The sequence below is a fragment of the Kitasatospora sp. UYEF31 genome, from assembly GCF_057291755.1.
In genome coordinates this window covers 78,737-99,333 of record NZ_JBXAWK010000006.1, presented here as the reverse complement: position 1 = coordinate 99,333, position 20,597 = coordinate 78,737, and the positions used below count along the sequence as shown (strand labels likewise).

Below are 20,597 nucleotides of genomic sequence, written 5' to 3'. Positions count from 1 at the left end.
AATTCCGTACGGATGACAGCCGGCGAAGCGGTGAAAGCCTGGGTTCCGCGCTACTTGCGGCTGTTGTGCGCCGCCTTCGGCGCGACCAGCTTGGTCGCCGACCAGTCCGGTCCGGCGCTGACGCCGGTGGTCCGGGTCAGGCCCGCAGTGGGTGCGGCCTCACCGATCTCGCTGGGTTCGACGTAGCCGTCGCGCCCGGTCTTGGGGGTTAGCAGCCACACGTGGCCGCCCCCGGCGACCATGGTGACGGCGTCCACGAGGGAGTCGACGAGGTCTCCGTCGTCTTCCCGGAACCAGAGCAGGACGACATCCGCGATGTCGTCCTCGTACTCCTCGTCGAGGATCTCACTGCCGGTGATCGATTCGATACCGGCGCGGAAATCCTCATCCACGTCGTCGTCGAAGCCGAACTCCTGGACCACCTGTCCGGGCTGGAACCCGAGCCTGATGGCCGGGTTCGACCGTTCCTCCGCGTGGTCCGCGGTCGCGCTCACGAAATGCCTCCCATGTTCTGCCCCGCGATCGACGCAAGGGCCTACGGCCCGTAGTCCACACGCGCCGGGCTGTTCGCGCAAGTACCCAGGTCACGTGCGGGCTCAAACCGGTGTCCTGACCGAGCCCGCACGGAGGTGTCGACCGTGGTCGCAGGTGCCTGCGACCGACTTCACCAACCCTGTCGGGTCCGGGCGCGTCCAGGGACCCTGGAAGCCCGCGCGACGGTCATGTGTTCGACCTCCGCGTCGGGTCCGGGGAACACCAGTCCGGTGTGGCCATCCTCGAACCGTACGACGTACGGCGGCGCCCCGTCGGGGCCCCTGATCTCAAGGATCTCACCACTGCGGTCCATCCGGCCCACCACGTTGCCGTGCACGTGCAGCCGGTCACCGATCGTCGCCTGCATCATCCGCCACTCCCCTCGTCCCACACGGGCCGGCGAACGTACGCCGGCCGGGGCGGGGCCCGCGCGTTCGACCGCCGCCACACACCAGAGAACTACGCCGGTGCGGATCCCGAAAGGTGTCGGCGTATCGTTTTGGCAGGTACGTCACGGGCCATCCCTCTCCGTTGGCGTGCCGACGCGTTCGGCGCCCGGCACGTGTACCCCCTCCCAGGGGACGCGAAGTCGGACCAAGTCAGGGCCTGGAGCCTGATCGCGGTGTGGCGGGACCGGCTCCGTGCCGACTACCTGTGTCGTTACCGACCGGTAGAGATGACGGAACCCACCTCGGCGTACCACGATGGAGGCGGCGCGACAACGCATCGCAGCAGCGTTCCACCCCGACTGGGGGAGATCGCCGCCCACCGACTTGTCTACCGATAAGTGAAGGATCAGCGTGGCTTCCGGACGAGACCGCTTCTCGATTATCAGCGACGGGCTGCCGAGCCAGCTCCCGGACATCGACCCGAATGAGACCGGGGAGTGGCTGGAGTCGCTGGACGCCGTCATCAACGAGCAGGGCCGTCAGCGGGCCCGCTACATCATGCTCAAGCTGCTGGAACGCGCTCGCGAGAACCAGGTCGGCGTGCCGGCTCTGCGCAGCACGGACTACATCAACACCATCGCGCCGGAGTCGGAGCCGTGGTTCCCCGGCGACGAGGACATCGAGCGCCGCATCCGCGCGTTCATCCGGTGGAACGCGGCCATCACCGTGTCCCGGGCCAACCGCCCGGGTCTTGGTGTGGGCGGCCACATCGCGACGTACGCCTCCTCGGCGAGCCTCTACGAGGTCGGCTTCAACCACTTCTTCCGCGGCAAGAACCACGGCGAGTCGGGCGACCAGGTCTTCATCCAGGGCCACGCCTCGCCGGGCATCTACGCGCGCGCATTCCTCGAGGGCCGGCTGACCGAGCAGCACCTCGACGGCTTCCGTCAGGAGCACTCGCAGGCGCCGTACGGCATCCCGAGCTACCCGCACCCGCGGCTGATGCCGGACTTCTGGGAGTTCCCGACCGTGTCGATGGGCCTCGGCCCGCTCGGCGCGATCTACCAGGCCCGGTTCAACCGGTACCTCCACAACCGCAGCATCAAGGACACCTCGCGCAGCCACGTGTGGGCGTTCCTGGGCGACGGCGAGATGGACGAGCCCGAGTCGCTGGGCAACATCGGCCTGGCGGCCCGTGAGGAGCTCGACAACCTCACCTTCGTCATCAACTGCAACCTGCAGCGCCTGGACGGCCCGGTCCGCGGCAACGGCAAGATCATGCAGGAGCTGGAGTCGTACTTCCGCGGCGCCGGCTGGAATGTGATCAAGGTCGTCTGGGGTCGCGACTGGGACCCGCTGCTCGCGCAGGACACCGACGGCGCGCTCGTGAACAAGATGAACACGACGCCCGACGGCCAGTTCCAGACGTACGCCTCCGAGTCCGGCGGCTACGTCCGCGAGAAGTTCTTCGGCGACGACGCCCGGCTGCGCAAGATGGTCGCGCACATGACGGACGAGGACATCCAGAAGCTGGGCCGCGGCGGTCACGACTACCGCAAGGTCTACGCGGCGTTCAAGGCGGCACGTGAGCACGTCGGCCAGCCGACGGTGATCCTCGCGCAGACCGTGAAGGGCTGGACCCTGGGTCCGAACTTCGAGTCGCGCAACGCCACGCACCAGATGAAGAAGCTCACCAAGGCCGACCTGAAGGCCTTCCGCGACCGGCTCTACCTGCCGATCACGGACAAGGAGCTCGAAGCCGACGTCCCGCCGTACTTCCACCCGGGTGAGAACTCGGAGGAGATCCAGTACATGAAGGAGCGGCGTGCCGCGCTCGGCGGTCCGCTGCCGCAGCGTCTGGTCCGCTCCAAGCCGGTCAAGCTGCCCGGCGACGAGATGTACGCCGCGTCGAAGAAGCCCACCAGGCAGCCGATGGCCAGCACGCAGGCCTTCGTCCGGCTGCTCAAGGACCTCATGCGGGACAAGGAGATCGGCAAGCGCTTCGTGCCGATCGCCCCCGACGAGTACCGCACCTTCGGCATGGACGCGATGTTCCCGTCCGCCAAGATCTACAACCCGCACGGCCAGCAGTACGAAGCGGTCGACCGCGAACTCCTGCTCTCCTACAAGGAGTCGCCGGACGGTCAGATGCTCCACGAGGGCATCTCCGAGGCCGGTTGCGCCGCGTCGCTGATCGCCGCGGGCACGTCGTACGCGACGCACGGCGAGCCGATGATCCCGATCTACATCTTCTACTCGATGTTCGGGTTCCAGCGGACGGGTGACTCGTTCTGGCAGTTCGCCGACCAGCTCGGCCGCGGCTTCGTGCTCGGCGCCACCGCGGGCCGTACCACGCTGACCGGTGAGGGCCTGCAGCACGCCGACGGCCACTCGCACCTGCTCGCGTCGACGAACCCTGCCTGTGTCGCGTACGACCCGGCCTACGCCTTCGAGGTCGCGCACATCGTGCAGAGCGGTCTGCAGCGCATGTACGGGAGCACCGAGGAGCTCCCGCACGGCGAAGATGTGTTCTTCTACATGACGGTCTACAACGAGCCGATCGCCCAGCCGGGTCAGCCCGAGGGCGTCGACGTCGAAGGCATCGTCAAGGGCTTGTACCTCTTCAAGGCCGGTGAGCCCAAGGAGGGCGCGCTGCGCTCGCAGATCCTCGCCTCCGGTGTGGGTGTGCCGTGGGCGCTCGACGCGCAGCGCATGCTCGCGCAGGAGTGGAACGTGACCGCCGACGTGTGGTCCGCGACCTCCTGGAACGAGCTGCGCAGGGACGCCGTGGCGTGCGAGGAGTTCAACCTCCTGCACCCCGAGTCGGACCCGCGTATCCCGTACGTCACGCAGGTGCTCGACGGCCGTGAGGGCCCGGTCGTCGCGGTGTCCGACTGGATGCGCGCCGTACCGGACCAGATCTCGCGCTGGGTCCCGGCGGACTTCATGTCGCTCGGTGCCGACGGTTTCGGTTTCGCCGACACCCGCGGTGCGGCGCGGCGCTTCTTCCACATCGACGCCGAGTCGGTCGTGGTGGGTGTGCTGTCCGAGCTGGCGCGTCGTGGCGAGGTGGAGCCGGCGACGGTCCGCAAGGCCATCGACAAGTACAACCTGATGGACGTCAAGGCAGCCGGTGCGGGCACCGTCGGCGGCGACGCCTGACCGTCTGACCTCCGTACTGGCCGCCTGAAGGTCCCGTCGGTCTGAGGGCCGCACCCGCGCGAGCGGGTGTGGCCCTCAGCTTTTCCAGCCGGCGTTTCCGTACGGTTCCCAGCCTTCTGGCGGCAGTATCGCTGTGCGTGACCGAGAGCATTCCGTACGCAAGCGTATGGAAAACTATAGACAAGAAGCCTTACTTCCGGTACATCTCATGCCCATGCTGAAGCGCCATGTCCTGACCGGGTTGTTCCTCACCACCACCCTTCTCGCCGGAACGGCCGGCACCGCCGCGGCCGACGACCCCGCTCCGGCGTTCACGATGTCCGACCCCCGCATCACCGAGTCCAGCGGGCTGATCCCCAGCACCCTGCACCCCGGCGTCTTCTGGACGCACAACGACAGCGGCGCGGGCCCCGAGCTGTACGCGGTCGGCCCCGACGGGAAGACCCTCGCAACCATCACCCTCACCGGCGTCCAAGCCGTCGACTGGGAGGGCATCGCGATAGGCAAGGACGCCCAGGGCCGGCCCGCCGTCTACGTCGGCGACACCGGGAACAATGCGCGCACCCGCACCGACGTACAGATCTACCGCTTCACCGAACCGGCCGAGCTGCGCGACCAGTCGATCGCCGCCGAGACGTTCCCCGTACGGTTCGCGGACGGTCCGCTCGACTGTGAGGCGATGCTGATCGACCCGCGGGACGGCACCGTCTACCTCGCCAGCAAGGTCTGGACCGGCAACGGCGGCCTCTACCGGCAGTCGGCTCCACTGACACCGGGTCAGACCACCGTGTTCACCAGGGTGGCCGACGCCCCGACCACCGTCACCGACGGAGGCTTCTCCGCCGACGGCAGCCGGTTCGTGCTGCGCAACTACCCGACGGCGACCGTGTATTCCGCGCCCGGCAAAGCGGTCGGCCCGGTTGTGTTCCCGCTCCAGAAGCAGGGCGAGTCGGTGACCTTCACCCCCGACGGACAGGCGCTGATGTTCGGCAGTGAGGGCGTGGACAGCCCCGTCTACAAAGTCCCGCTGACCGGGGCGCTGCTGCCGGAACCGGCCAAACCCGCCGCCACAGCCACACCGAACGTCCCAGTCCCGGCTGCGGCGAGCACTCCGGTCGGCAGTTCCGCGCACCGGGACGATTCAGGTACTTCCGGCGCGGCCTGGGCCGCGTACGGCGTCGGCGGGCTTGTCGTCATGGCCCTGGCGTTCGTGGGATTCCTGAGGTTCCGCCGCAGGTCCTAGGACTCGGCCTGACACTTTCGCCCTGCCCGACGACGACGCCTCCGTCCGCCGCCGCCGCTCAGACTGGTGCTTTTGTTCCGCTGGCGGAAGGCGTCGTACGGGGGTGCTTCTCGTAGGACTCTTTGAGCCCGAGAGCCTCGATCACCCAGTCTGGTTCGAGCCCGTTGCTTTCAAGGGGAATGGTCCGGGGAGTCCATTTTCCCGAGCCGTCACGTTCGATTACTCGCGTCTCCGAAGCGCCCGCCGCATAACGAGGCGACCTCGCTCTAATCCACGCCCGGTCGAGGTCTTTATCCCAGATAATGGAGACTCCGTCACGCTTGCCGTTGTACCAGTTCCCATCCGTGTAAAGAATTTTCCCTCGCTTCCCCCCATACGCATCCGGGAAGAACTCCCGAATGCGCAGGTTCCACAGCTCCTCACCCGAGTGGTCTTTGTCCTTTCGGGTCACCACCTCCAAGGCGAATCGATCACCCGGCGAACTGAACCAGGACCCCGCGATCACATTCCCCCCCTTGTGGGAGCCCCGGCTCTGAACCGAAGCCGAAGGGCTCACTGAACCAGGTGCCACCCCGACGCCGTCCCGGTCCGACGCCGCACCACCACAGGCGCCTAGAGAGACCCACAGCGCACCGACGATCACGATCCGGAAATTCCTGCCCGGGATGCCGCGCGCCATCAACGCTTGCCTTCCGTACTCGTGGAGGACAGCACAGTCTTTCCGTCAGCGGCCACAACGACAACGGAGTCACGAGGAAAGGTGATGTGGAGGTCATACGGTTCGGGATCCATCCCGGGGATCTTCTCCGCCCAGCTCGACTTCTTGGCGTCCGTATCGTATTTGAGATTCGGGTCGACTCGGTCGTTGAAAGTGAGGTCCGCCTTCATCTCCACCCGATACGTCCCGTCGTCCTGCCTGGTGACCACCGTGTGCCCCTTGGCGCCGAACCCGCCAGCTTCTTTGTTGGTGCCATGGAGGTATTCGTAGCCGATGATTCCTTCGCCGTTCTGCAGTTCCAACGGCCGCGTGACATCGAATCTCCCGAAGGATGACTGAGACGCGACGGCCTCCAATGCGATGTTCGGGAACCACGCTTCCTGAGTCCCCAAATCTCCTCCAGGCACCATGTGATCTCTCACTCCATCTGCGCCATGTACTCCGTCAAGTACCTTCTGGAGATCCGTATTCGCGTTCATGTATTCCGACCATTCGGGATCATTCTTGATGGTCCAGTCGCCGTCGCCTTGGAGGTAACGCAGCAGAATCGAACGACCGGCCCAGTCGCTGCTGAAGTCCGTGCCCTCTCCCCTGTCCTCGACCCCCCGGTCAGTTCCCGGACCGCGGAACGTCAGCTTGTCGAACAGCTTGTTCAACCCACCCCCGGCGGGGAAGCAGTCGTCATGATCGGGGCGTATTTCAACTCCGACATCGATTGGACTGCCTTGCGGATCTCCTCGGCCACTGACTTCGCCGACTCGTCGTGCATCCGTTTGAGGTTCTCAGCTCTGTCGATGACAGCGTCAAGGTCCCGCTTCGCACTGTCGACCGCCCCCTGTGCCACCAGGTAACGGGAGAAATCTTCCGGCACGGTGAAAAGCAGGGAACCGGACAGCGGTTTCAATCCCATATCGGGATTGTCCTTGGCGTGCCCGAGCCGGTTGCGCGCCTCCACCGCCTCGGCATCCATGCTCCGTCCCGTCCGCTGATACTCGGCCAGTAAAGATGACCACCCACTGAGCGACATCTGGACCATGAGCAAGGCCCCACGGATCGAGCCCACATCCGGCACCAGGTCGTTGACCCTCTTGTGGAACCCGGCTCCGGCCGGCCCGCGCCAGGCATCAGGGTTCAGGGTTCAGGACCGAGCGGTCCAACTCGCCCTGCGCGCGGGACAGTTCACCGGTGGCTTCACGCAATGTCCCAAGGAGTGCTTCGATCGCCTGGACAATGCCCGGGGCAGGGTCGAAGCGCAGTCCGGGGAATTCCTTCGCGTCGCTCATCCGAGCACGTCCCGGATCCGAGTCGACGGTGCGACAGGTTCCTGACGGGTCGAGCCGGGCCCCGCCGCGCCCGGTGAATCGGCCGGAGGCCTCCCCGCGTCCGGGAGCTGGTAGGACGGGACCTGGTAGGAATCGACGAGCTGTTGCTCACTCGTGTCATAGGTCTTCCTGGCGTCAGCGACACCCCGCTTCAGACCCTCGACCTCCTTCCGGAAGTCTCCGACCCTGCCGTCCCATTCCGCATGGAACCAGGAACACGCTCTGTCCAAATCCTGGTGTCCGGTGCGCTTCGGCCCGGTTTCCTCCAACGCGTCAGCCGCCCGTCCCGCAGCATCCGCACATCTGATGAGTGTCCCGGCCAGACCTTCCAACCAGGCCAGGTCCACAACGAATCCCCCGGTCACAGCTCCCCCTTAAGGCCCGCACACCACCGGTTACTTACCGTTGCTCAGTGCTTCCGGAAAGCTACCCAGGTCAAGTCGCGGCGTCCAGAGGCAATTGACCGCATGTCATTTCCGGATCCAGGCTGTGGCTCGATCGGGTACTCCGACCGGAGGCCGCGCTTGCCCCAGACGGGTGGGGGTACGACGAAGCCGAGCGGTACGCCGTGACCGGTTCCGAGGGGAGTGGACTACATGTCCGCTGGATCAGCCGAGCACGACCACCCGATGGCCGACCGAAGGCCGTCCGACGACCCGCTGTCCGTCCACACATCGTCCGGCCGTACGGTCCAGGAGCACGACGCCCGGCCACCGCACGACGTGATCGTCGTCGGAGCGGGGGCCGCCGGGCTGCGCGCCGCCTGTCTGTTGCAGGACTCCGGGCTCAACGTCCTGGTCCTGGAGGCCCAGGACCGGGTGGGCGGCCGGATCCGCACGCTCGACGACCTACCGCACCAGCAGGAGGCGGGTGCGGTCAACATCGGCCGGGGGTACGCCCGGACGCTCGCGCTGGCCGCGGCGTTCGGCCTGGAGACGGTGCCGGTGGCGGCGTGGGGCCACCCCGTGGACCTCGACGTCCGGGGCAGGACGGTGTCCATGGCCGACTGGCCCCGGACCGCCGCCGACTCGTTGCCGGGCAAAGAGCGGGAAATCCCGCCCTCCGCCCTGCTGTTCCACTACCTGTCGGCGGACAATCCGCTCGCCACGCCGGGCACCCCGCCGTCGGCGTGGACCGACAAGCGTTACGCGGAACTGGATGTGCCGCTGCGTCAGTTCCTGACCGAGCGCGGGGCCGGCGCCGAGGCCCTGGCACTGATGTCCCGGGCAATGCCGGTCGACGACCTGGACTCCGCCTCGGCGCTGTACCTGCTGCGGACCTACGCCCGGCTCGACGCCGAAGCCGGCCCCGTGCGGCTCCGGGCGGGCAACAGCCGGCTGCCGGAGGCCCTGGCGTCCACGTTGGTGAACCCGGTCCTGACCGGGCACCAAGTGACATCCGTACGGGAGCACGGAGCCCAGGGTGTGGAGGTCCGGTGCGCGGTGGGCTGTCTCCACCGCGCGCAGCGGGTGGTGATGACCGCGCCCCTTCCGGCGCTGCGCCGTGTCGCCTTCGACCCGCCCCTGGACGGGGCGCTGCACGAGGCCGTGCACGGCACCCCGTACACCGCCCTGACGAAGGTCCACCTGCGGATCACCGCGCCGTACTGGGAACACGACGGTCACGCCCCGGCGCTGTGGACCGACGGGCCGCTGGAGCGGCTGTTCCTGTGGCACCCAGGGCCGGAGACTTCGCGGCCCGATGCCGGCCACTCTGACGCCACGCGCCCAGGAACCGCCCTGTCCGCCAGCGCCCTGTCCGCCAGCGCCCTGTCCGCCAGCGCCCTGTCCGCCAGCACCCGGCCCGACGCCGCCCACCCCGGCGCGGCGGAGCTGTGGCTCACCGGCAGCCGCGCCCGCCACCTCGACTGCCTGGCCGGGATCGCCGCGGAGCAATTCATCCACACGGAACTGCACCGGCTGCGCCCGGCGCTGGCAGCGTGCGCGCAGATCCAGAAGACCGTCTCCTGGGCGGCGGACCCGTTCGCGGGCGGCGCTTGGGCGTACATCGCCCCCGGCACCGCGCACCACTACCACCCGGCTGTCCAGGGCCCGCACGGCCGGGTGCACCTGGCCGGCGAGCACACCGCGGTCGAATCACCCAACCTGGAGGGCGCGTTCGAGTCCGCGGAGCGCGTGGCCCGCGAGGTGCTGTGCGCGCACCACAAGGTGCGCTGATTCCGGGCAACCCGGCAACCCAGCCAACCGGCAACCCAGCCAACCGGCAACCCAACCAACCCGCTACCCGACTACCCGGCGACCCGCTGCTACTGCCCTTGCGACTCACGCCCCGCCGACGAGAAGCTCATGTCCGAGTAGCGGTCCCCCGCCACCTGCCCGGAGATCGGCTCCAGTTCGGCCAGCTCCGCCGTCGTCAACTCGATGTCCACCGCTGCGGCGTTCTCCTCCAGACGGTGCTTCTTGGTCGTGCCGGGGATCGGCACCACCGGGATGCCCCACACCTGAGCGCGCTGCTGCACCCAGGCCAGCGCCACCTGAGCGAGCGACACCCCGTGCGCCGCCGCGATCTTGCGCACGGGCTCAAGCAGCGCGTAGTTCCGCTCCGCGTTGTCACCGGTGAAGCGCGGCTGGGTGCGGCGGAAGTCGTCCGACGACAGGGTCTCCGCGGCGGTGAAGGAGCCGGTGAGGAAACCGCGGCCGAGCGGCGAGTACGGCACCAGCGCGACGCCGAGTTCCTTGGCCGCCGGGACGACCCCGGCCTCGATGTCCCGGGCGAACAGCGACCATTCGGACTGCACGGCGTTGATGCGGTGCACCTGCGAGGCCGCCCGCAGTTCGTCACCCGTGACCTCGGAGAGGCCGAGGTGGCGGACCTTGCCCTCCCGCACGAGCTCGGCCATCGCCCCGACCGTCTCTTCGATCGGCACGTTCACGTCCCGGCGGTGCATGTAGTACAGGTCGATCGTTTCGATGCCGAGCCGCTTGAGGCTGGCCTCGCAGGACTGCTTCACATACGCCGCGTCGCCGCGCATCGACCGCTTCATCGGGTCGGCGGCGTTGGGCACGATGCCGAACTTGGTCGCCAGGAACACCTGATCACGGTGCCCCTGGGCCAGGAAGGAGCCGACCAGTTCCTCGTTGGCCCCGGCACCGTAGACGTCGGCGGTGTCGAAGAAGTTGACTCCGAGTTCGAGTGCCCGCCCGAGGGCCCCGTGGGCCTGGGTCTGGTCGAGAGCCGTGCCGTACGCGTAGCTCATCCCCATGCAGCCGAGTCCCTGGAGCGGAACCTGCGGTCCTTCGGTGCCCAGTGTGGTCGTACGCATCATGACGAACTCCTCGTTTCCAGGGGGCTGAGCGATCCCTCGCACAGCTCCGCGTATCGGTCGATCTTGTAGTCCAGGACGAGCAGACAGCCCGTCATATCCGTGATCCGCCGCCGCACTTCCTCGCGGTGGTCCTCCAGGATCTTCTTGCGCTCCGCCGAGGTGTGCTCGCCTTCGAGGCGCAGTTCGGCGTACCGGACCATGTCCGCGACGGACATCCCGGTCAGCCGCAGCTTTCCGATGAACTCCAGCCAGCGCAGATCTTCGTCGTCATAGCGCCGCCGACCGGCTCCGTTGCCCGTCCGGGAACCCTCCCTGTCGACTTTCCGCATCAGGTTGATCTGCTCGTACCAGCGCAGTGTGTGCGCGGAGAGGCCGGTCAGTCCGGCGACCTCGCTGATGCTGTAGCCGGCCCTGACTGCGGTGATGGTCATCGCGGACTTCCTCTCGCCGTCTTGTCCCGGTGCGCGTTCCCGACTGCCTGAACGCTAAAGAGTTCGAGTGCACTCTAAGCAAGCCCCCGACGCACCCCCCGTACACATCCGTACAAAATCCAATGCGGAAGCCAAGAAGTCGCCATACACTCGATCACAGCCGGTCGCGAGGACTTCGGCTGCGACTTCCGAAACCACCTCTTAAGTGATCCTTCGCCGCCAAGCACGGCGTCAAGCGGGAGACCTTCCTCAGGGACATCGCCCCGAAGCTCACCCGCCTGGAGCAGTTGCGACTCCAGTCTTCGGGCCGGGAGGCCGTACGGGCCGACCTCGCGACGGTGCCGCTCACCCGCCTGGCGACCTACGTCCTCGCGCTGCACTTCGGCGGGCCGACGACACCGGCTACACCTACGACCACATCTACGACCTGGGCCCGTTCCGGCTGTCCCGGGTGCTCCCGCCGTTTGTCCTGGACCAGGAGCAACACATCGGCGAGGTCATCCGCCGCCTGAAGAAGTGATCTTCAGTCCCGACTACTCAGCCGAGCGCGCTGTGCATCTCCCAGACCAATACCTCGGGGCCAGCCGGAGCACCTCCTGAAACGCCCTCCGGCGCTGCCGTCAGCCGCTGCCCCTCCGCGCCGGTGATCCGTACCGCGTCACCCTCCCGGAGCAACCCGACGCCTTCAAGTTCCACGGCCCCGCGCGTGACAAAAAGGTGCGCGTACGGAGCGTCCGGAACCAGCACCGTGCCCCCCGGCACGGGGCGGGCGACGTGCAGCGCGGCGTCCTTCTGCCGGATGCGGATCCCGGCGTCGTACGACGGCATCCCCGACGCGATGGTGATCAGCCCGCCGCGCGCCAGCTCAGCCGAAACGTCGGCCTGTTCGTAGCCCGGGGCCAGGCCGGCCTCATCGGGCAGCACCCACATCTGCACAAAGCGCACCGGCTCGGCGACCCCGGCGGCGTCGTTCTTCTCGGAGTGCCGGATGCCGCTTCCGGCGCTCATCCGCTGTGCGAGGCCGGGATGGATCAGGCCGTTGTGGCCTTCGCTGTCCTGGTGCACCAGCGACCCGGAGAGCACCCAGGTGACGATCTCCATGTCCCGGTGCGGGTGCGTGTCGAAGCCCGTGCCGGGCGCGACGGTGTCGTCGTTGCTGACGAGGAGCAGCCCGTGGTGCGTGTTCGCCGGGTCGTAGTGACGGCTGAACGAAAAGCTGTGGTGCGATTCCAGCCACCCCGCCCCGGTGTGGAAGCGGTCGGCCGCCCGCCGTACGTCGAACGTGGTCATGGTCGTCTCCTCGGGGTTCCCAGGTCTGGCACGGTACGCCGGACAGTCCAGTGACTTAGCCCACCCCGCCCCGTTACCGCCCGGTTTGCGATTGGTATCGTCGCCCTTCCGGCGGGACAATTCCGCTGATGACGCAGTGTGCAGCGAAGTCCGGTGCGAATCCGGCGCTGTCCCGCAACTGAGATGCCCGGGGGATCCACAGGACCCGCGGGACGAGCCAGGTCGCCTCACGCCGCGTCGACGCCTGATGCTCCCGTAGGAGGAGTGAGCCGTCCCACGGGTCCTGCGCCTCACAACCCCGTGGACGAATAGTCCATGGAGCTGAACCCCGTGCTGATCCCCCTGAAGCCGCTCACCCGATCACTCGCCGTCCTGGCCGTCGGCGCGCTCGCGCTGACCGGTTGCGGTGACGACAAGAAGTCCGACAAGACGGACGTGAAGGGTGCCACGCCGAGCGCCAGCGCCCCGGCCGCCGGTCCGAAGCGGATCGTTTCGCTCAGCCCGTCCTCCACCGAGATGCTGTTCGCGATCGGCGCGGGCAAGCAGGTCGTGGCCGTGGACAACAACTCGAACTTCCCGGCTGACGCGCCGAAGACCGAGTTGTCCGGCTTCAAGCCGAACGTCGAGGCGATCATCAAGCTGAACCCGGACATGGTCGTGCTGTCGAACGACAAGGACGGCCTGGTCAAGCAGCTGGAGACGCTGAAGGTGAAGGTCGTGCAGGCGCCGAGCGCCATGACTTTCGAGGACACGTACACCCAGCTCAACACGCTGGGCCAGGCCACCGGACACGCCGCCGAGGCGACCGCGGTGGTCAACAAGATGAAGACGGACATCGCCGACATCGTCACGCAGAGCAAATCGAAGCTGGCAAAGAAACCGGCGAAGCCGCTGACCTACTTCCACGAGCTGGACAACACCGGCTACACGGTCACGTCCAAGACCTTCATCGGTGAGGCGTACAACCTCTTCGACCTGAAGAACATCGCCGACGCGGCGGACAAGTCGGGTTCGGGCTACCCGCAGATCTCCCCGGAGGCCGTCGTCACCGACAACCCGGACATGGTCTTCCTCGCCGACACCAAGTGCTGCCAGCAGGACGCGGCCACCGTCGCCAAGCGGCCCGGCTGGGACAAGATCACCGCGGTGCGGAAGAACCAGGTCTTCGCCATGGACGACGACCTCGCCTCCCGCTGGGGACCGCGCATCGTCGACTACGTGCGCGCCGTCGGCGCAGCGGTGGAGAAAGCCTCCGCGTGAAGTCTGTAGTTGAGAGGTCCGCCGACCCGGCCGCGCCCGCAAAGGGACGTGGCCGGTTCGGCGGGCTGCCGTTCCTGTTCGGGGCGGTCCTGTTGTTCGGGGCGATCGCCCTGGGTGTCCTGGTCGGCGCGGCCGATCTGCCGCGCGGGGGTGTGCTGCTCGCGTTGCTCGACGAGATCCCGTTCGTCGACATCGACCACGGTCTGACGCCGGTTCAGCACGCGGTGCTGATCGAGCTCCGGGTCCCGCGGGTGCTGCTCGGGGCGATGGTGGGCGGGCTGCTCGCCATCGCGGGTGGCGGTTATCAGGGTGTGTTCCGCAATCCGATGGCCGACCCGTACCTGCTGGGTGCGTCGTCGGGTGCGGGGCTCGGCGCGACGCTGGTCATCGTGTACGCCCCGGCGGATGAGTTCGCCGGGATCGGCGTGGTGCCGGTCGCCGCGTTCGTCGGCGCGATCACCGGTGTCCTGATGGCGTATGCGCTGGGTGCGACGACAGGGCGTGCGGACAGTACGACGAACCTCCTGCTCGCGGGTGTTGCCGTGTCGGCTTTCCTGTCCGCGGTGCAGACGTATGTCCAGCAGTCCAAGATCGACCAACTGCAACGGATCTACGCCTGGATCCTCGGGCGGTTGTCCGATGCGAGCTGGACCGATCTGCGGTTGCTGCTTCCGTACGCCGTGATCAGTGTGGTGACCCTGCTGCTGCACGGACGGCTCCTGGATGTGATGGCCGTCGGTGACGACGAGGCGTCGGTCCTGGGCGTGAACGCCGGGCGGGTACGGCTGGTCGTGCTGCTCGCGGCTTCGCTGGCCACCGCTTCGGCGGTCGCGGTGAGCGGGTTGATCGGGTTCATCGGCATCGTGGTGCCGCACATCGTGCGCCGTCTGGTCGGCGGGAGTTACCGCAAGGTGCTGCCTCTGTCGCTGCTTGTGGGCGGCGCGTTCCTGGTGCTCGCCGACGTTGTCGCGCGGACGCTGACCGCTCCTGGGGAGCTGCCGATCGGTGTGGTCACCGCGTTTGTCGGGGCGCCGTTCTTCATCCTGGTCCTGCGCACGACCCGGCGGATCGACCTGTGAGCGCTGTGGAGGAGTCCGCGATAAAAACCGCCCTGTCCGTACGGAATATGAACCTGTCCCGCGACGGCGCGCAGATCCTGCACGATGTCAGCGTCGACGCCGCCCAGGGTTCCTGGCTCGCGGTGCTCGGGCCGAACGGGGCCGGGAAGTCGACGCTGCTGAAGGCCGTCGCCGGACTGCTGCCGTACGAGGGTGAGGTCACCGTCGCGGGGCGCGACGTGAAGAGCCTTTCCCAGCGTGGTCTCGCCCAGTCGCTCGGTTACACACCGCAGACGCCGACTGTTCCGGCCCAGATGGCCGTACGGGATTACATCCTGCTCGGCCGCACTCCCCATCTCGGCTACCTGGCCCGGCCGTCGCGGAGCGACTTCGACATCGCTGATTCCGTGATCGAGCGGCTTGGGCTGGAGTCCTTCGCGCGTCGTGAGGTGGGCCGGCTGTCCGGTGGTGAGCGGCAGCGGGTGGTGGTCGCCCGCGCGCTGGCGCAGCAGGCCCCGATGCTGCTGCTCGACGAGCCGACGACCGCGCTCGACCTGGGTCACCAGCAGCAGGTCCTCGAGCTCGTAGACGATCTGCGGCGGGCCGACGGGCTGACCGTGGTCAGCACACTGCACGACCTGAGCGTGGCCGCGCAGTACGCGGACAACCTGTTGTTGCTGGTCGACGGCCGGGCGGTCTCGTACGGAAGTGCGAGTGAAGTATTGACGGCGGAGGCCATCTCGGAGCATTACAACGCCCGCGTGACTGTGGGCCCGGGTCCTGACGGGCGTCCGCAGGTGCACCTCCTGCGTCCGTCGTCCGTACGGATGGACAAGCGAGTCCAGGACACCGCCGGACAGGACACCGCCCGACAGGACACCGCCCGACAGGACACCGCCCGACAGGACACCGCCCGACAGGACACCGCCCGACAGGACACCGCCCGACAGGACACCGCCGCGCAGCCCGGAGAACCCCTCGTAGAACAGGTCAACCAGGCCGGATGAGCACGATCCCCACCCCGCGTACGTCCGTCCTCGACTTCGGTCTGACCTACCGTGACGACCCGGACGGCAGGTGGCCGGGGCTGCTCTGGCGGGCGGGGCCGGGGTGGCGGACGGTGTCCAGCGCGCTGCTCGGCGGCGGCTTCGCCGAGCCCGAGTGGGTGTTGAACATGCAGGTGCGGCCGATGTACGACCGGATGGACCCGGTCGAGCACCTGGCGGCCACGGCGCACCGTGCGGGGCTGCCCGGGGCCGGGGTCGGGATGATGACGGCCGCCCAGGTCGAGGCGTACACGCGAGCTTCCGACGAAGGTGTCGAGGCGGTGGTGACGACTGGCATCGGGCTCCCGGTGTGGGCGGCGTCGCCCGCGACCGGCACCAGCGGGCCGCAGCCGCCCGGCACGATCAACATCCTGGTGGTCGTCCCCGCGCCGCTGTCGGACGCGGCGCTGGTCAACGCGGTGGCCACGGCCACAGAGGCCAAAGTGCAGGCGTTGCTGGAGGCCGGCTACGACTGCTCGGGCACGCCTTCGGACGCCGTCTGCGTCGCTGCCCGGAAGCCCCGGCCCGGTGACGACGTCGAACAGTTCGGCGGTCCGCGCTCGGTGTGGGGCGCGCGGCTGGCCCGCGCCGTACACGGGGCCGTGTCGCAGGGCGCCTGGGACGACCGGGTGCGACGTGCGGACTACGCGGCCGCGGGGTTGCGGCCCCCGCACGTTCAGGGCGCTCCGAACGACCAGCGATGATGGTCCCCGTGACTACCGGAACCGATCCCGCCGATCCAGACTCCGCCCCGGGCCCGGCCGCAGCCTCCGACCCGGGCGGGAAGCGAGCCGCGACCGTACGCCGGCTGGAGAAGTCAGCCGGTCCCCTCGCCCAGGCGGTCGCGGCCAGGATGGACGAGACCCTCGCCTGGTACCGCCGGATGCCGCCGGAGAACCGCTCCTGGATCGGCCTGGTCGCCCAGGCCGGCATCGCCGCGTTCACCGAGTGGTTCCGGCACCCCGAGACGCCCAGCAAGGTCAGCGCCGACGTCTTCGGCACCGCCCCGCGCGACCTGACCCGGGCGATCTCGCTCCCCCACACGGTCGAGCTGATCCGGGTGACCATCGAGGTCGTCGAGACCCGCATCGAAGACCTCGCCGAGCCGGGGTTCGAGCAGGTGCTGCGCGAAGCGCTCCTGCGCTACTCGCGGGAGATCGCCTTCGCCACCGCCCAGGTGTACGCGCACGCCGCGGAGACCCGGGGCGCGTGGGACGCCCGGCTCGAGGCCCTGGTCGTCCACTCGCTCCTGCGCGGTGAGGCCGACGAGGGCATCCTGTCGCGTGCCGCCGCCCTCGGCTGGTCGTCCCCCGAGTCCGTGATCGTGGTGGTGGGCAACGCCCCGGACGGCGACCCGCAGGCGGTCGTGGACGGCATCCGCAAGGCGGGCAGGCACGCCCGGCTCAACGTCCTCACCGGCGTCCAGGGCGGCAAGCTGGTGGTGATCCTCGGCGGTGCCGAGGATCCGCTGAAAGCAACCCGCACCTTGATCGGCCAGTTCGGCCCCGGGCCCGTGGTGGTCGGCCCGAGCGTGCCGGACCTCCTCGCGGCGGTGCAGTCCGCCCAGGCGGCGACGAGCGGCCACCGCGCCGCCGTCGCGTGGCCGGACGCCCCGCGCCCGGTGTCCGCCGAAGATCTCCTGCCCGAACGGGCGCTGGCCGGGGACGAGGACGCGCGGCAGCAGCTAGTGGAGGAGATCTACATACCTCTGCAGGAAGCGGGCAGCGCACTCCTGGAGACGCTTTCCGTTTACCTGGAGCAGGCCGCGTCTTTGGCAGGTGCCGCCCGCATGCTGTTCGTACACCCCAATACCGTGCGCTACCGGCTGCGACGTGTCATGGATGTTACGGCTCTGGTACCGACGGAGACACGCTCCGCGTTCACCCTGCAGGTTGCGATGATCCTCGGCCGGCTCACCGCCGCGGATGTTACGAAGAACGGCAGTTTGTAGGTTTCCCACAAAGACCCCTTCGGATCTTCGTGCGCCACATCAAGGGGCTAAACACCCCGGAAAGCGAGAGGGTTGACCTCGTGCTCGTACTCGTTGCCCCCGGACAGGGCGCCCAGACTCCCGGTTTCCTCACCCCTTGGCTTGACCTCGACGGCGTGGCCGCCCGGCTGCGTTGGTGGTCGGCGGTCTGCGGCCTCGACCTCATCCACTACGGCACCAAGGCGAACGCGGAGGAGATCCGTGACACCGCGGTGGCTCAGCCGCTGCTCGTCGCCTCGGGTCTCATCTCGGCCCTCGCGCTCTTCCCGCACCCGTCGGACGCCTACCGCGTCGTCGGCGCGGCGGCAGGACACAGCGTCGGTGAGCTGACTGCCGCGGCCGGCACCGGCGTGATCACCGCCGAGTCGGCGATGACCCTCGTACGGCAGCGCGGCAAGGCTATGGCCGCCGCCGCCTCGACCACCGAGACGGGCATGTCCGCCGTCCTCGGCGGGGACGCCGACGAAGTGCTCAAGAAGATCGCCGAGCACGGTCTCACCGCCGCCAACATGAACGGCGCGGGCCAGATCGTCGCGGCGGGCACGATGGCGCAGCTCGCGGCCTTCGCCGCCGACGCGCCCGAGAAGGCCCGGGTCCGCCCGCTGAGCGTGGCCGGGGCGTTCCACACGCACCACATGGCCCCGGCCGTCGACCGGCTCTCCGAGCTGATGCCGGGCGTGACCGTGCGGGACCCCCGTACGGCCTACATCTCCAACGCCGACGGTGATGTGCTGCACGACGGCCGCCAGATCATGAAGCGCATCGTCACGCAGATCTCCAGCCCGGTGCGCTGGGACCTGTGCATGCAGACCATGAAGGACCTGGGCGTCACCGGGATCATCGAGGTCACCCCGGCCGGCACGCTGACCGGGCTGGCCAAGCGCGCCCTGCCCGGTGTCGAGACGGTCGCCCTGAAGACCCCGGACGACCTGGTCGCCGCGCGCGCCCTGATCGCCAGGCACGGCAGCCCGTCGCCGTTCGACGACTCGCCGACCTGGCGGCTGGTCGTGGCCCCGTTCAAGGGCCACGTCTCCATCCACCCGGGAACAGAGCCCGGTACGGCGCTGAAGCCAGGCACCGAGGTCGCCACCGTCAAGTCGCACCGCGACGAGCAGGTTGTGACCGTGCCGCACGGCGGCTCCGTCGTCGAGTGGCTGGTGGAGGAGGGCGACCCGGTCGCCCCGGGCATGCCACTCCTGCGGCTCCACCCGGCCAGCTCCCTTTGAGCAGCGCTCCCCCACGTGACTATGACGACCAGGCCGCCCAGGAAGGACCACTCGTGAGCGCCCCGATCCAGAGCCGCCCCGGTGCCGAGCACGCCCGCATCCTCGGAGTCGGCGGCTACCGCCCGGTCCGGGTGGTCCCCAACTCCGAGCTCGTCGAGCGGATCGACTCTTCGGACGAGTGGATCCAGACGCGCTCGGGCATCAAGACCCGGCACTGGGCCTCCCCGGAGGAGACGGTCGCCGAGATGTCGCTCGCCGCGGCGGGCAAGGCGCTGGCGTACGCCGGCATCGAGCCCGAGCAGCTCGGCTGTGTGATCGTCGCGACGGTCACGCACCTGAAGCAGACCCCGGCGGTGGCCACCGAGATCGCCTTCCGGCTGAACGCCGGCGGCGGTCGCGCGGCGGCCTTCGACATCTCCGCCGCGTGCGCCGGGTTCTGCTACGGCGTCAATTTGGCCGGCGACATGGTCAAGGGCGGCAGTGCGAAGTACGTCCTGGTCATCGGTGTCGAGCGGCTCTCCGACCTGACCAACCCGGACGACCGCGGCAGCGCCTTCATCTTCGGCGACGGCGCGGGTGCTGTGGTGGTCGGCCCGTCCGACTTCCCGGGCATCGGCCCGACCGTGTGGGGTTCGGACGGCTCGAACGCCGACGCGATCACCCAGACCGAGTCGTGGGAGGAACTGCGCTCCCCCGACAACGCACGGGAGTCGCTTGGCGGACACACCTTCCCGACGCTGTCCATGGAGGGCCAGAAGGTCTTCCGCTGGGCTGTGTACGAGATGGCGAAGGTCTGCAAGGAGGCCCTGGCCGCGGCGGGTGTCGAGGCTGACCAGCTCGACGCGTTCATCCCGCACCAGGCCAACATGCGCATTACCGACGCCATGATCAAGACCCTGAAGCTGCCGGACTCCGTGCCGGTCGCCCGGGACATCGCGGAGACCGGGAACACCTCCGCCGCGTCCATCCCGCTGGCCATGGAGCGCATGCTCGAGTCCGGCGAAGCCCGCAGCGGCGGCACCGCTCTGATCATGGGCTTCGGGGCTGGTCTGGTCTACGCGGGCCAGGTCATTACGCTTCCCTAAGTCGCCTGGACCACACGCTGCCCACAGCACTCCGGGCAGTGCGTACCGCGCGCACCTTTCACCGCTGGCGGTCCGGGGGTCAAACCCCGGGCAGACGACAGCACCACCTTAAAAATCACCAAGGAGCACCCATGGCTGCCACTCAGGAAGAAATCCTCGCCGGTCTGGCCGAGATCGTGAACGAGATCGCCGGCGTCGACGAGGCGGACGTCCAGCTGGACAAGTCCTTCACCGGTGACCTGGACGTCGACTCGCTGTCGATGGTCGAGGTCGTCGTGGCCGCTGAAGAGAAGTTCGACGCCAAGATCCCGGACGACGCCGTCAAGGACCTGGTCACCGTCGGTGACGCCGTCGCCTTCATCTTCAAGAACCAGGGCTGAGCTACTCCGCCCGTGGTGTGACCGGGACCGCCCTGCGCGATTCGTTCGTTCCGCACGAACCGCTTCGGTCGTTGCCCCGGTGACGGGCCGGACGGGGCCTTCACCGGCCCCGTCCGGACCCCTTCTGGTACGGATGACCCGTACGCGGGGCGACTCCGGCTTCTTTTCGCTTCAAAA

General features: G+C 68.4%; 20 protein-coding genes. 11 read left to right on the top strand and 9 right to left on the bottom strand.

Annotated features, from left to right (window positions below):
* Nucleotides 1-50: 50 nt before the first annotated feature.
* A complete protein-coding gene (locus AC0Z36_RS04870) occupies nucleotides 51-494 on the bottom strand; it encodes a DUF3052 domain-containing protein (protein ID WP_485461416.1) in 444 nt (147 codons plus the stop codon).
* Nucleotides 495-664: 170 nt separating this feature from the next.
* Nucleotides 665-904: a DUF1918 domain-containing protein gene (locus tag AC0Z36_RS04865; RefSeq protein WP_485461415.1), complete on the bottom strand. Its 240-nt coding sequence runs from the start codon at nucleotides 902-904 to the stop codon at nucleotides 665-667.
* A 430-nt stretch (nucleotides 905-1,334) separates the two neighbouring features.
* Between AC0Z36_RS04865 and aceE the strand changes: the two genes are divergently transcribed.
* Nucleotides 1,335-4,085, top strand: coding sequence for a pyruvate dehydrogenase (acetyl-transferring), homodimeric type (gene aceE, locus AC0Z36_RS04860; protein ID WP_485461414.1), 2,751 nt, complete (start codon nucleotides 1,335-1,337; stop codon nucleotides 4,083-4,085).
* Between the two features lie 208 nt (nucleotides 4,086-4,293).
* Nucleotides 4,294-5,328 carry a hypothetical protein gene (locus tag AC0Z36_RS04855; RefSeq protein WP_485461413.1) on the top strand — a complete coding sequence of 345 codons (1,035 nt, stop codon included), beginning with the start codon at nucleotides 4,294-4,296 and terminating at the stop codon, nucleotides 5,326-5,328.
* 58 nt (nucleotides 5,329-5,386) lie between these two features.
* On the opposite strand, the gene AC0Z36_RS04850 is transcribed toward AC0Z36_RS04855, so the two are convergent.
* The 4 genes from AC0Z36_RS04850 to AC0Z36_RS04835 all read right to left on the bottom strand — a co-directional run bounded on the left by AC0Z36_RS04850 (nucleotide 5,387) and on the right by AC0Z36_RS04835 (nucleotide 7,329).
* On the bottom strand, nucleotides 5,387-6,007 hold the full coding sequence (locus AC0Z36_RS04850; protein ID WP_485461412.1) for a hypothetical protein: 621 nt from the start codon (nucleotides 6,005-6,007) through the stop codon (nucleotides 5,387-5,389).
* The gene (locus AC0Z36_RS04845) at nucleotides 6,007-6,702 is read right to left on the bottom strand and encodes a hypothetical protein (protein ID WP_485461411.1); all 696 of its coding nucleotides are present in this window, start codon (nucleotides 6,700-6,702) and stop codon (nucleotides 6,007-6,009) included. Before AC0Z36_RS04845 ends, AC0Z36_RS04850 begins: the two co-directional genes overlap by 1 nt.
* Nucleotides 6,699-7,016: a hypothetical protein gene (locus AC0Z36_RS04840; RefSeq protein ID WP_485461410.1), complete on the bottom strand. Its 318-nt coding sequence runs from the start codon at nucleotides 7,014-7,016 to the stop codon at nucleotides 6,699-6,701. Before AC0Z36_RS04840 ends, AC0Z36_RS04845 begins: the two co-directional genes overlap by 4 nt.
* Before the next feature lie 154 nt (nucleotides 7,017-7,170).
* Nucleotides 7,171-7,329: a hypothetical protein gene (locus tag AC0Z36_RS04835; protein ID WP_485461409.1), complete on the bottom strand. Its 159-nt coding sequence runs from the start codon at nucleotides 7,327-7,329 to the stop codon at nucleotides 7,171-7,173.
* Between the two features lie 635 nt (nucleotides 7,330-7,964).
* Here AC0Z36_RS04835 and AC0Z36_RS04830 point away from each other — a divergent pair.
* Nucleotides 7,965-9,545 (top strand): flavin monoamine oxidase family protein, encoded by a 1,581-nt coding sequence (locus tag AC0Z36_RS04830; RefSeq protein ID WP_485461408.1) that lies wholly within the window; start codon nucleotides 7,965-7,967, stop codon nucleotides 9,543-9,545.
* An 89-nt stretch (nucleotides 9,546-9,634) separates the two neighbouring features.
* On the opposite strand, the gene AC0Z36_RS04825 is transcribed toward AC0Z36_RS04830, so the two are convergent.
* From AC0Z36_RS04825 to AC0Z36_RS04815, 3 genes are all read right to left on the bottom strand, one after another.
* On the bottom strand, nucleotides 9,635-10,654 hold the full coding sequence (locus AC0Z36_RS04825; RefSeq protein ID WP_485461407.1) for an aldo/keto reductase: 1,020 nt from the start codon (nucleotides 10,652-10,654) through the stop codon (nucleotides 9,635-9,637).
* On the bottom strand, nucleotides 10,651-11,085 hold the full coding sequence (locus tag AC0Z36_RS04820) for a MerR family transcriptional regulator (RefSeq protein WP_485461406.1): 435 nt from the start codon (nucleotides 11,083-11,085) through the stop codon (nucleotides 10,651-10,653). The genes AC0Z36_RS04825 and AC0Z36_RS04820 overlap by 4 nt, the downstream gene beginning before the upstream one ends.
* 537 nt (nucleotides 11,086-11,622) lie before the next feature.
* Complete coding sequence (locus AC0Z36_RS04815) at nucleotides 11,623-12,375, bottom strand: pirin family protein (RefSeq protein WP_485461405.1); 753 nt, start codon at nucleotides 12,373-12,375, stop codon at nucleotides 11,623-11,625.
* A gap of 315 nt (nucleotides 12,376-12,690) precedes the next feature.
* On the opposite strand from AC0Z36_RS04815, the gene AC0Z36_RS04810 reads away from it, so the two are divergent.
* From AC0Z36_RS04810 to AC0Z36_RS04775, 8 genes are all read left to right on the top strand, one after another.
* Nucleotides 12,691-13,635 carry an ABC transporter substrate-binding protein gene (locus tag AC0Z36_RS04810; RefSeq protein ID WP_485461404.1) on the top strand — a complete coding sequence of 315 codons (945 nt, stop codon included), beginning with the start codon at nucleotides 12,691-12,693 and terminating at the stop codon, nucleotides 13,633-13,635.
* Nucleotides 13,632-14,714, top strand: a complete 1,083-nt coding sequence (locus AC0Z36_RS04805; protein ID WP_485461403.1) for a FecCD family ABC transporter permease — start codon at nucleotides 13,632-13,634, stop codon at nucleotides 14,712-14,714. The genes AC0Z36_RS04810 and AC0Z36_RS04805 overlap by 4 nt, the downstream gene beginning before the upstream one ends.
* Entirely contained in the window at nucleotides 14,711-15,700 is a 990-nt protein-coding gene (locus AC0Z36_RS04800; RefSeq protein WP_485461402.1) for an ABC transporter ATP-binding protein, read from the top strand. Before AC0Z36_RS04805 ends, AC0Z36_RS04800 begins: the two co-directional genes overlap by 4 nt.
* Nucleotides 15,697-16,443, top strand: a complete 747-nt coding sequence (locus AC0Z36_RS04795; RefSeq protein ID WP_485461401.1) for an adenosylcobinamide amidohydrolase — start codon at nucleotides 15,697-15,699, stop codon at nucleotides 16,441-16,443. The genes AC0Z36_RS04800 and AC0Z36_RS04795 overlap by 4 nt, the downstream gene beginning before the upstream one ends.
* Nucleotides 16,443-17,690 (top strand): PucR family transcriptional regulator, encoded by a 1,248-nt coding sequence (locus AC0Z36_RS04790; protein WP_485461471.1) that lies wholly within the window; start codon nucleotides 16,443-16,445, stop codon nucleotides 17,688-17,690. The genes AC0Z36_RS04795 and AC0Z36_RS04790 overlap by 1 nt, the downstream gene beginning before the upstream one ends.
* 80 nt (nucleotides 17,691-17,770) lie before the next feature.
* Complete coding sequence (locus AC0Z36_RS04785) at nucleotides 17,771-18,955, top strand: acyltransferase domain-containing protein (protein WP_485461400.1); 1,185 nt, start codon at nucleotides 17,771-17,773, stop codon at nucleotides 18,953-18,955.
* Between the two features lie 53 nt (nucleotides 18,956-19,008).
* Nucleotides 19,009-20,040: a beta-ketoacyl-ACP synthase III gene (locus AC0Z36_RS04780; protein WP_485461399.1), complete on the top strand. Its 1,032-nt coding sequence runs from the start codon at nucleotides 19,009-19,011 to the stop codon at nucleotides 20,038-20,040.
* Between the two features lie 131 nt (nucleotides 20,041-20,171).
* Nucleotides 20,172-20,420: an acyl carrier protein gene (locus AC0Z36_RS04775; RefSeq protein ID WP_485461398.1), complete on the top strand. Its 249-nt coding sequence runs from the start codon at nucleotides 20,172-20,174 to the stop codon at nucleotides 20,418-20,420.
* The last annotated feature ends 177 nt before the right edge of the window (nucleotides 20,421-20,597 follow it).

What these genes read in the sequence shown, in the direction of transcription:
- AC0Z36_RS04865 (WP_485461415.1), bottom strand. Translation starts at nt 904, where the DNA reads ATGATGCAGGCGACGATCGGTGACCGGCTGCACGTGCACGGCAACGTG.
- AC0Z36_RS04855 (WP_485461413.1), top strand. Translation starts at nt 4,294, where the DNA reads ATGCCCATGCTGAAGCGCCATGTCCTGACCGGGTTGTTCCTCACCACC.
- AC0Z36_RS04850 (WP_485461412.1), bottom strand. Translation starts at nt 6,007, where the DNA reads ATGGCGCGCGGCATCCCGGGCAGGAATTTCCGGATCGTGATCGTCGGT.
- AC0Z36_RS04840 (WP_485461410.1), bottom strand. Translation starts at nt 7,016, where the DNA reads ATGGATGCCGAGGCGGTGGAGGCGCGCAACCGGCTCGGGCACGCCAAG.
- AC0Z36_RS04835 (WP_485461409.1), bottom strand. Translation starts at nt 7,329, where the DNA reads ATGAGCGACGCGAAGGAATTCCCCGGACTGCGCTTCGACCCTGCCCCG.
- AC0Z36_RS04830 (WP_485461408.1), top strand. Translation starts at nt 7,965, where the DNA reads ATGTCCGCTGGATCAGCCGAGCACGACCACCCGATGGCCGACCGAAGG.
- AC0Z36_RS04825 (WP_485461407.1), bottom strand. Translation starts at nt 10,654, where the DNA reads ATGATGCGTACGACCACACTGGGCACCGAAGGACCGCAGGTTCCGCTC.
- AC0Z36_RS04820 (WP_485461406.1), bottom strand. Translation starts at nt 11,085, where the DNA reads ATGACCATCACCGCAGTCAGGGCCGGCTACAGCATCAGCGAGGTCGCC.
- AC0Z36_RS04815 (WP_485461405.1), bottom strand. Translation starts at nt 12,375, where the DNA reads ATGACCACGTTCGACGTACGGCGGGCGGCCGACCGCTTCCACACCGGG.
- AC0Z36_RS04810 (WP_485461404.1), top strand. Translation starts at nt 12,691, where the DNA reads ATGGAGCTGAACCCCGTGCTGATCCCCCTGAAGCCGCTCACCCGATCA.
- AC0Z36_RS04795 (WP_485461401.1), top strand. Translation starts at nt 15,697, where the DNA reads ATGAGCACGATCCCCACCCCGCGTACGTCCGTCCTCGACTTCGGTCTG.
- AC0Z36_RS04790 (WP_485461471.1), top strand. Translation starts at nt 16,443, where the DNA reads ATGGTCCCCGTGACTACCGGAACCGATCCCGCCGATCCAGACTCCGCC.
- AC0Z36_RS04775 (WP_485461398.1), top strand. Translation starts at nt 20,172, where the DNA reads ATGGCTGCCACTCAGGAAGAAATCCTCGCCGGTCTGGCCGAGATCGTG.